Source organism: Streptomyces himastatinicus ATCC 53653, assembly GCF_000158915.1.
GTDB lineage: Bacteria > Actinomycetota > Actinomycetes > Streptomycetales > Streptomycetaceae > Streptomyces > Streptomyces himastatinicus.
Window position 1 is genome coordinate 8051978 of the sequence record NZ_GG657754.1, and the last position, 9627, is coordinate 8061604.

Below are 9627 nucleotides of genomic sequence, written 5' to 3' on the forward strand. Positions count from 1 at the left end.
TCTAGTGCCGGGTAAGTCACTGACTCGTCAATTGCTGAGCAGTCAGCAATATGGTTACCCTGCTGCTCATGGACGTCGCTACCGCACCCCCCGTTTCCACCTCGCCCGCGCCCCCTCGTGCGCTGCGGTTGCTCATCGTCCTGGGGGCGCTCTCGGCGTTCGGTCCGCTGTCGCTGGACATGTACCTGCCCGCGCTGCCCGCTCTCGCGCGGGACTTCGCCGTCCCGGACGCGGCCGTCCAGCTGACCCTGACCAGCTGCCTCATCGGCCTCGCCGTCGGGCAGCTGATCGCCGGGCCGCTCAGCGACCGGTGGGGGCGGAGGGTGCCGCTCCTGATCGGGCTCGCCGGGTACCTCGTGGCGTCCGTGCTGTGCGCCGTCGCGCCGAACGTCACCGCCCTGACCGGGCTGCGCGCCGTCCAGGGCATAGCGGGCGCGGCGGGGATCGTGATCAGCCGCGCCATCGTCCGCGACCTCTACGAGGGCACCGCCGCCGCCCGCTTTTTCTCGCTCCTCATGCTGGTCAACGGCCTGGCGCCGATCCTCGCTCCGGTCGTCGGCGGTCAGCTGCTGCGCTTCACGTCCTGGCGCGGGGTCTTCCTCGTCCTCGCCGTCATCGGTGCCCTTCTGCTCGCGGCCACCGTGGTCGTCGTGGGGGAGACCCTGCCGTCCGCGCGGCGGCGCCGGGGCGGGCTCGGGCAGACGGTCCGCAGCTTCGGTGTGCTGCTGCGCGACCCGGGCTTCCTGCGGCCCGCGCTCGCGGGAGGTTTCGCGTTCGCCGCGATGTTCGCGTACATCTCGGCGTCGTCCTTCGTGCTCCAGAAGACGTACGGCCTGGATCCGCAGCAGTTCAGCATCGTCTTCGCGGCCAACGCCCTGGGCATCGCCCTGCTCGGCCAGGGCAACGCCCGCCTGCTGCGCCGCCGTTCGCCGTCCGCGCTGCTCCGCGCCGGGCTCGCGCTGTGCGCGGCCGGTGGCGGCGCGCTGCTGCTGTCCGTGCTCGCCGACCTCGGCGTGGCCGCCGTGCTCGTCTCGCTCTTCGCGCTGGTCTCCAGCATCGGCCTGATCATGCCGAACTCCACGGCGCTGTCGATGTCCGGCCACCCCGAGATGGCCGGGACCGCGTCCGCCCTGCTGGGTCTGCTCCAGTACGCGCTGGGCGGCGTCGCCGCGCCGCTGACGGGCCTCGGCGCCAACGGGGCGGCGCTGCCGATGGCCCTGGCCATCGCCGCCTGCGCGGCGGGGGCGGTCGTGGTGCACCTGTGGCCCGTACGGCGAGCCGCCGCGTAGGCTCTGGGCGCGTGTAGTCGATGGGGAGCGTGTGGCGCCTGCGCCCGAGGGTTTGACGAACGGAGTGTTCCGCTGTGTCGCAAGCTCATGAGGAAGAAGTCCTGGCCCGGATCGGCAAGGGGCTGGTCTATACCGAGTCGGAAGCAGCCTTCCAGGCCCCTCAACGCCGCACGGAGCAGATCTTCGAGTACAACCACACGCCACCGGGCGAAACGGAAAAGCTTCGATCGCTGCTCGTCGCGATCTTCGGATCGGTCGGAGAACGCACGGTGCTGCTGCCGCCGTTCCACGCGGGGTTCGGAAGCAAGGTCCACATCGGTGACGACTTCTTCGGGAACGTGAACCTCACGTTCGTCGATGACGTGGACATCCGTATAGGCAACGGCGTCATGATCGCCCCCAGCGTGACCCTGACCACGACGGGACACCCGGTGCATCCCTCGCGGCGCGTGGACTACGGGCGGTTCTCGGAGCCGATCGTGATCGAGGACAAGGTGTGGATCGGCAGCAACGTGGTCGTCCTGCCGGGCGTCCGTATCGGATACGGATCGGTCATCGGCGCCGGCAGCGTCGTCAGCCGCCACATTCCCCCCATGAGCGTGGCGGTCGGAACTCCTTGCCGTGTCCTCCGCCCCATCACGGACGACGATCTCACCACGCGTACCGTCTAGCCTCTCGCCGCCCCGACCGACGGCAGGCCCTCGCGGGTGAGGGCGTCGGTCAGGCGGTGGAGCGCCGGGTTGGGGCTGTCCGGGCTCCAGCAGGCGTGCAGGGTGACCGAGTGGGCGTCGGCGGCGGCCAGTTCGCGGTAGCGGACGCCGCGCACGCCCATGGTCATGATCGAGCGCGGGATCAGCGCGCAGCCCAGGCCCGCCCGGACCAGCGCGAGCATGGTCGGCACCTGGGAGGTCAGCTGGCTGACGGCGTAGCGGTCCACGCCGATCATGGCGGCGCAGATGTCGTGCAGATAGCGCGAGCCCTCGGGGCTGTAGCCGATGTAGTTGTTGGTCACCTCGGAGAGGAGCACGGGCGCGGTGCCCTCGGCGAGGGCGTGGTCGGCGGGGACCGCGAGGACCAGGTCCTCCGAGTGGATCAGGACCGAGGCGTAGCCCTCGGGGATCGGCGGCCGGACGAGCCCGAGGTCGATCCGTAGGTCGCCGAGCGCGGTGAACTGCTCCGGGCTGACCATCTCGGACAGCTCGACCGCGACGTTGGGTATACGGCGCTTCACCAGGTCGAGGACGTCGGCGAGGATCGCGTACGCCCCGATCGAGGTGAAGCCGAGGCGCAGGGTCCCGGTGTGGCCCTCGGCGGCGTGGCGGGTGGCGACGGGCGCGGCGTCGAGCAGTGCGAGGACCCGTCGGCAGTGTTCGAGCAGCACGGTGCCCGCCGCGGTGATGCGGGCGCCGCGGCCGGTGCGCTCGAAGAGGACGACGTCCAGGGAGCGTTCGAGGGCCTGGATCTGCCGGGTCAGCGGGGGCTGGGTCATATTGAGCCGCTCGGCGGCCCTTCCGAAGTGCTGTTCCTCCGCTACGGCGACGAAGCCGCGCAGCTGTTGCAGCGAAAGGTCCATGCCGTCAAGGTATCGCGCAATGCGAAATCGGGCTTGGACGTGCATAACGCCACGTCCTACCGTCAGGACACCAGCGCACAGCCGTCAGCCTCCGAGGAGCCAGGTTGTCCAGAATCGCTGTTGCCATGACCCCTCAGCGCGCCGCCGACGTCTGCGGCCCCGACGCCCGCCGCCTGATCGAGACCCGTTACGAGGCGACCTGGGCCGGGGACCGCCTCAGCGCCGACGACGTGGCGGCACTGGCCGCCGACTGCGACGTCCTGCTGACCAGCTGGGGCACCCCGCACCTGGACGCCTCGATCTGGACCGACGGGCGCGGGCCCAAGGTGGTCGCGCACGCGGCCGGTTCGGTGAAGAAGCTCCTCGACCGGGAGGTGCTCGACCAGGACGTGGCGGTGTTCTCCGCGGCGGGCCGCATCGCCTGGTCGGTCGGCGAGTACTGCCTCGCCGCGATGCTCACCCTGGCCCGCCGACTGCCCCGGTTCGACGCCGCCGTGCGCGGCGGGGGCTGGAAGCAGACGGGGTTCCGGGGCGGCGAACTCGCGGGCCGCCCGGTCGGCATCCTCGGCGCCAGCTCCACCGCGCGCGCCCTGATCACACTGCTCAGGCCGTTCGGCTGTGACGTGGTGGTGTACGACCCGTACCTGGGCGAGGAGCGGGCCGCCGCGCTGGGGGTGCGGACGGCCGGTCTCGAGGAGACGCTGCGCTGTCCGTTCGTCTCGCTCCACGTACCCGATCTGCCGGAGACGCGGGGGCTGGTGAGCCGGGCGCTCATCGAGCGGATGCCGGACCACACCATCGTCGTCAACTCCTCGCGCGGCCCGGCCGTCGACCAGACCGCGCTGCTGGAACACGTCCTCGCGGGCAGGCTGCTCGCCGCGCTGGACGTCTTCGACCCCGAACCGCCCGTGCTCGACGCCGCCGTACTGGGCTGCCCGGACCTGCTGCTCTCCCCGCACATCGCGGGGGACACCGTGGACGGACACCTGGCGCTCGCCGGATATGTGCTCGCCGATGTCGCCGACTGGCTCGACAAGGGCGCCCGCGGGCCGAGCTTCGTGGACCCCGCCGCGTGGCCGACGGCCGCCTGAGCCTCGCCGAAAGGACTCTCATGTCGCGCATCACGGCGGTCGAGGTCTTCCCCGTGGCCGTCCCCTTCGCCCGGCGGTTCGTGCTCGGCAGCGGAGCCGTCGGCGCGCCGGACCAGGCCGCACCGGACCAGGCAGGCTCGGTGCTCTTCGTACGGCTGACCACCGAGGACGGCGTGGTCGGCTGGGGCGAGCAGCGGGCCCTGCCGAGCTGGAGCTACGAGACCGCCGAGACGATGGCCGTGATCATCAAGCGGCACCTCGCCCCGATCCTGCTCGAACTCACCCCCTTCGACGTGGAGTTGTTCCACGCCCGGGCGAACCGGCGGCTCAGCCCCGCCGTCTCCAACGGCTTTCCGTTCGCCCGGGCCGCCGTGGACATCGCCATGCACGACGCGGCGGGCAAGCTGGTCGGCCTGCCGGTCCACGCCCTGCTGGGCGGGCGGACGCGGGGCGAGATCCCGCTCTGCTCGGCCATCGGCGTGGGGGAGCCGTCCGCGGTGCGCGAGCATGCCCGGCTGTCGTCGGCCTACGCCGCGTACAAGGTGAAGATCGGCGGGGACCTCGCCGCCGACGCCGCCGCCGTGGGCGCCGTCGCGGAGGTCGCGGCGGGCAAGCCGCTGTGGCTCGACGCCAACCAGTCGTACCGGCCCGCCGCGCTGAAGCGGCTGCTGGACGCCGTACGCGACGTACCGGGCATCGCGTGCGTCGAGCAGCCCGTGCCCAGCACGGACACCCTCGCCCTGCACCGGCTGCGCGGCATGATCGACCTCCCGGTGGCCATCGACGAGGGCAGCTTCACCGCCCAGGACCTGGCGCGGGCGATGCGGCTGGACGCCGCCGATCTCGTCGTCATCAAGATCTGCAAGGCGGGCGGTATCCGCAACGCCCTCAAGAGCGCCCATGTCGCCCAGGCGGGCGGTCTGGAGGTGCTCGCCAGCGGGCTGACCGACTGCGGTATCGGCTTCGCGGCGGCCCTGCACCTGTTCAGCCAGGTGGAGTTGGCGCTGCCCGCCGAGCTGAACGGGCCCGAACTCCTGTCGGATCTCTATGTCGACAAACTGGAGATCGTCTCCGCCACCGCCACCGCGATCGTCCCCACCGGCCCCGGGCTCGGGGTCGAGGTGGACGAGGAGCGGATCCGCGCCGAGTCCCTGGACCTGGCCTTCGTCTGAGACACCCTTGAACCAGCGAGGAGACGACGATGTCTTCTTCCCCCTGTTCCCGACGCTCTCTCCTCAAGCTGGCCGCCGCCGGAGGACTCGCCGCCACCGGTGCCCTGACCGGCTGTTCCTCCGGCCCGCCGCCGGGCACCGCCACCTGGTCCATGTGGTCCAGCAGCCCCGAAGAGCTGAAGGTCTGGAACGACTTCAGCCGCTACGTCGAGAAGACCATGCACGTCCGGTCGCTCTCGTCGCTCACCCCGTCCGCCGGATACGCCCCCAAGCTGGACCTCCAACTGGTCAGCGGGACGGCCAGCCTGGTCACCGCGCTCAACGGCTGGATGATCCCCACGTACGCCGCGCGCGGTTCGCACCGGGCGCTGGACGACCTGATCGCCCGGGACCCGGACTTCGACCGGGACGACTTCTACCCGGCCAGCCAGTCCATCTCGTCCTTCGCGGGCAAGACGTACGCCATCGGCTTCGACGTGGCCCCGGCCGTGCTCTATTACAACAAGTCGCTGCTCGACAAGGCCGGTATCGATCCCCCGTCCCGCACCGAACCCATGACCTGGGCGGCCTTCCGGGAGCTGGCCATCGAGCTGAGCGGGCCCAAGGGGCAGTACGGATTCACCTGCGCGCCGCTGATGGACGACCTGATCTCGTGGATCTACAGCGCGGGCGGCAACGTCATGAACAAGAAGCAGGACGCCTCCGCGCTGGACAGCCCCGAATCGCTGGACGGCATCAATTTCCTTGTCGATCTGTTCGTCAAGGACCGCGTCACCCCGCCCATCAGCAACCTGGTCACCGAGGACGCCCTCGCCAATTTCCTCCAGGGGAACGTCGCCTTCATGCAGAACGGGCCCTGGCAGGTGCTCAACGTCCGGGACGCGAAGTTCGCATGGGACATCGTCCCCTTCCCGGCCGGGCCCGCGGGCAGCACCCCGCGCGTCTCGGGCTCCAGCTTCGCCATCCCGTCGGGGGTCGAGGGCGACGACCTGGATCTCGCGTGGCGGCTGCTGAAGACCCTGACCAGCACCGGGGCCCTGGACATCTACGCCCGCGCGGGCCGCAACAACCCGGCGCGGTACTCCGCGGGCAGCGCCTTCGAGCCGCCGCCCGCCAACCTCGGCATCGTCCAGCAGATCCTGGCGGGCAAGGTCGGCGGCGGGCATCCGTACGACGTCACCACCAACTGGAACCGGGTCAAGCAGCTGCTGGCCCAGGATCTGCCGCGGGCCTTCCTCGGCGAGGTGACGGTCCCTGGCGTGCTGCGCGGGCTCACCCCGCAGCTGGACGTGCTGATGCGGCAGCACAAGGACGCCGTACGGCAGGCCACCGAGGACGCCTGAACGTCATCACAGGGAGGATCATCATGGCCGTCGAGGTTCACACCGCCGCACCCGGCGCCCCGCCCAGACCGAGGCCACCCACGTCGCCCGGCCGGTGGCGCGGCTCGGAGACGCTGGCCGCCTGGCTGTTCCTGCTGCCCAGCCTGGTCCCGTTCCTGATCTTCACCGCCGGGCCCGTCGTCGCGGCGGGCGTGATCTCACTGCTCGACTGGAACCTGTTCAGCCCGCCCAGCTTCGTCGGCCTCCACAACTTCGCGCGGCTCGGCCCCGATCCGACGTTCTGGTCGGCGCTCGTCAACACCGTCTACTTCACCTTCGTCACCGTGCCGCTGACCCTGCTGGTCAGCCTGGCGCTGGCGCTCCTGCTCAACCAGGGGCTGAAGCGCATCGCCGTCTTCCGCTCCCTGTTGCTGCTGCCCTACGCCACCATCTCCGTCGCCGTGGCCTTCGTCTGGATCTGGCTCTACATCCCCCACGGCGGCCTGATCAACTCCCTGCTCGGCGCCTTCGGCATCGACGGACCGGCGTGGCTGGTCTCCGACACCTGGGCGATGCCCGCCCTCGTCGCGATGAGCGTCTGGAAGAGCTTCGGCTTCGGCATGGTCATCTTCCTCGCCGGGCTCCAGGCCATCCCGCAGCAGCTCTACGAGGCCGCGCGGGTCGACGGCGCCTCACCGTGGCGCAGCTTCCGCGACGTCACGCTGCCGCTGCTCTCCCCGGCGATGTTCTTCGTCGTCGTCACGTCGGTCATCAGCTCGTTCCAGGTCTTCGACCAGGCGCTGGTCATGACGAACGGCGGGCCGGGCGTCCACACCACCACCCTCGTGATGTACATCTACCAAACGGGATTCCTGAACTACGAGCAGGGCTACGCGGCCGCCCAGTCGATCGTGCTGTTCGCGTTCATCGCGGTGATCACGGGGATGCAGTTCCTGCTCCAGCGGAGGCTGGTCCACTATGACAACTGACGTCCCCTCCCGGCCCGTCGTCCCCGCCCTCCCTGTTGTGTCCGCGCTCCGCCGCTCGCCCGTCGCGACCCGGAAGCTGCTGGTCTTCACCTGCTTCCTGGTCACCGCCGCCACGCTCACGCCCATCGTGATGATGGTGCTCGTCGCGTTCCAGTCCGACAGCGAGTCGATGGCCGCGCAGCCGTCGTTCTGGCCCGGCACCTGGCACTTCGACAACATCAGCCGCGCCTTCGAGCTGGTCCCGCTCGGCGGCTATCTGGTCAACACCGTCATCTTCGCGGGCGGGACGACGCTCCTGGAGACGGTCACCGCGGCGCTCGCCGCGTACGCCTTCGCCCGCCTCAGATTCCCCGGCCGTGGCTTCTTGTTCGGCATCTACCTCGCCACGCTGATGATCCCGACGCAGGTCACGCTCATCCCGCAGTTCATCCTGGTGGCCAAGGCGCACGGCGTGGACACGTGGGCGGGGATGATCCTGCCGCACGCCTTCACCGCACTCGGGGTCTTCCTGCTCCGGCAGTTCTTCCTCAGCATCCCCCGGGACTACGAGGAGGCGGCGCGGCTGGACGGGGCGAACCGCTGGCAGGCGTTCACCCGCGTGATCATCCCGCTGGCCGTCCCCGCGATCGCCACCCTGGCCGTCTTCAAGTTCATCACCCAGTGGAACAACCTGCTCTGGCCGCTGGTCATTTCCAACAGCGACTCGACGCGGACGGCATCGGTCGGCCTCCAGGTGTTCCAGTCCGCCAACGGCACCCAGTGGAACCTGTTGCTGATGGCGGCCACCATCACCACCGTGCCGCTGATCGTGATCTTCTTCCTCACCCAGCGGTGGTTCGTACGCGGTATCACCATGAGCGGACTGGGAGGCCGCTGAACCCATGACATTCCTGTGGTCCGTCTTCACCAAGCCGTGGTCCCGGCTGCCCGGCGACGAGCTGGGCAAGCTCGTCGCGGGGCTGGGCTTCTCCGGCGCCGAGGTCCCCGTACGGGACGCCGCCTACGTCACCCCGGGGGAGGTTGAACGGCTGCTGCCCGTCTTCGCCGCGCAGTTGCGGGCCGAGGGGGTGGAGGTGATCAGCGTCGCGAGTGACCTCGGCGAGCCCGTCTTCGCGGCGTGCGGGGCGGCGGGCGTGCCGATGATCCGCGTCATGGCCGAACTCGGCCCCGACGGTTACGCCGCCTCCGTACGCCGCGTACGGCAGAGTCTGGAAGCCGCCGCGCCGCTGGCGGAGCGGTACGGCGTACGGGTCGGGGTGCAGCCGCACCACGGGCGCTTCGTCTCGTCGGCGCTCGGGGTGCTGGACCTGCTCGACGGGCTGCCGGTGGAGCACTTCCAGGTGGTGTGGGACGCCGCGCACGACGCGCTGGCGGGCGACGACCCGCGGGTGACGCTGCCGCTGGTGGCGGGGCGGCTGGGGATCGTCAACCTGAAGAACGCCATGTACGTTGCCGCTGATCCGGTGGACGGGGCGGTCGGTGGGAACTGGAAGCCATGGTTCGTACCGGGGAGGGAGGGCCTGTCCAACTGGTCGGTGATTCTGAAGCAGTTGGCGGAGTTGGGCTACGCGGGGCCCGTCTGCCTGTCCGGGCAGTACTCCGATCCGAGCGTCCCGGTCGAGGAGCGGTTGGTGGTGGACCTCGCGGCGGCGCGCGGCGCCTGACACGGCGTACCGTACGGGGCGCGTCGTTGTTCTGAGCGTCCGACGAGTGAGCAGGAGAGCGCATTGGCCACCACAGCCCCGCAGGGCGTCCCCGTCCCGCTGCTCGACCCGGACGCCGTCGAGCGGTGGCGTACCTCCTCCGGAGCGGTGGTCGACCTGCTGACCCAGGCGCGCGAACTCGGCGGGGTCAGCGGCGTACGGCTCGGCCCGCGCCCCACGGTGCTGGTCACCGACCCGGACGCGGTACGGCACGTCCTCGCCCTGCACCCCGACCGCTACGTCAAGCGCTCCCACCGGGCGCGCGTGCTCGTCGGGGACGGGGTGCTCTCGGCCTCGGGAGAGCCGTGGAAGCGCCAACGCCGCCTGCTCCAGGCCCAGTTCACCGGCGCGGGCATCCGCCGCTACGAGCAGCGCATCGCCGCCGCCGCGCGCCGGACCGCCGACCGCTGGGCGGACGCCGCCCGTACCGGCACCCCGACCGACGTCCGCGAGGACATGCGCTTCTTCGCTCTCGACACCATCTGGTG

General features: G+C 70.6%; 10 protein-coding genes. 9 read left to right on the top strand and 1 reads right to left on the bottom strand.

Going from position 1 to position 9627, the window contains the following annotated elements; all coding sequences use genetic code 11:
- Window positions 1-68 precede the first annotated feature (68 nt).
- Both SSOG_RS34320 and SSOG_RS34325 read left to right on the top strand, forming a co-directional pair.
- On the top strand, window positions 69-1289 hold the full coding sequence (locus SSOG_RS34320; protein ID WP_106516699.1) for a Bcr/CflA family multidrug efflux MFS transporter: 1221 nt from the start codon (window positions 69-71) through the stop codon (window positions 1287-1289).
- A gap of 74 nt (window positions 1290-1363) precedes the next feature.
- Entirely contained in the window at window positions 1364-1960 is a 597-nt protein-coding gene (locus SSOG_RS34325) for a sugar O-acetyltransferase (protein ID WP_009718867.1), read from the top strand.
- Here the strand turns inward: SSOG_RS34325 and SSOG_RS34330 are convergent.
- On the bottom strand, window positions 1957-2862 hold the full coding sequence (locus SSOG_RS34330; protein WP_039939337.1) for a LysR substrate-binding domain-containing protein: 906 nt from the start codon (window positions 2860-2862) through the stop codon (window positions 1957-1959). The genes SSOG_RS34325 and SSOG_RS34330 overlap by 4 nt on opposite strands.
- Before the next feature lie 125 nt (window positions 2863-2987).
- Here SSOG_RS34330 and SSOG_RS34335 point away from each other — a divergent pair, with 125 nt between their 5' ends.
- From SSOG_RS34335 to SSOG_RS34365, 7 genes are all read left to right on the top strand, one after another.
- Window positions 2988-3953 (top strand): hydroxyacid dehydrogenase, encoded by a 966-nt coding sequence (locus SSOG_RS34335; RefSeq protein WP_208867390.1) that lies wholly within the window; start codon window positions 2988-2990, stop codon window positions 3951-3953.
- Window positions 3954-3973: 20 nt separating this feature from the next.
- The gene (locus tag SSOG_RS34340; RefSeq protein ID WP_039942160.1) at window positions 3974-5125 is read left to right on the top strand and encodes a mandelate racemase/muconate lactonizing enzyme family protein; all 1152 of its coding nucleotides are present in this window, start codon (window positions 3974-3976) and stop codon (window positions 5123-5125) included.
- Window positions 5126-5154: 29 nt separating this feature from the next.
- Window positions 5155-6468 (top strand): ABC transporter substrate-binding protein, encoded by a 1314-nt coding sequence (locus SSOG_RS34345; protein WP_009718871.1) that lies wholly within the window; start codon window positions 5155-5157, stop codon window positions 6466-6468.
- Window positions 6469-6491: 23 nt separating this feature from the next.
- On the top strand, window positions 6492-7436 hold the full coding sequence (locus SSOG_RS34350; RefSeq protein WP_009718872.1) for a carbohydrate ABC transporter permease: 945 nt from the start codon (window positions 6492-6494) through the stop codon (window positions 7434-7436).
- Window positions 7426-8313 carry a carbohydrate ABC transporter permease gene (locus SSOG_RS34355; RefSeq protein ID WP_009718873.1) on the top strand — a complete coding sequence of 296 codons (888 nt, stop codon included), beginning with the start codon at window positions 7426-7428 and terminating at the stop codon, window positions 8311-8313. The genes SSOG_RS34350 and SSOG_RS34355 overlap by 11 nt, the downstream gene beginning before the upstream one ends.
- A gap of 4 nt (window positions 8314-8317) precedes the next feature.
- Window positions 8318-9100 (top strand): sugar phosphate isomerase/epimerase family protein, encoded by a 783-nt coding sequence (locus tag SSOG_RS34360; protein WP_009718874.1) that lies wholly within the window; start codon window positions 8318-8320, stop codon window positions 9098-9100.
- A 63-nt stretch (window positions 9101-9163) separates the two neighbouring features.
- A partial coding sequence (locus SSOG_RS34365) for a cytochrome P450 (protein ID WP_039939338.1) occupies window positions 9164-9627 on the top strand: 464 nt, incomplete at its 3' end.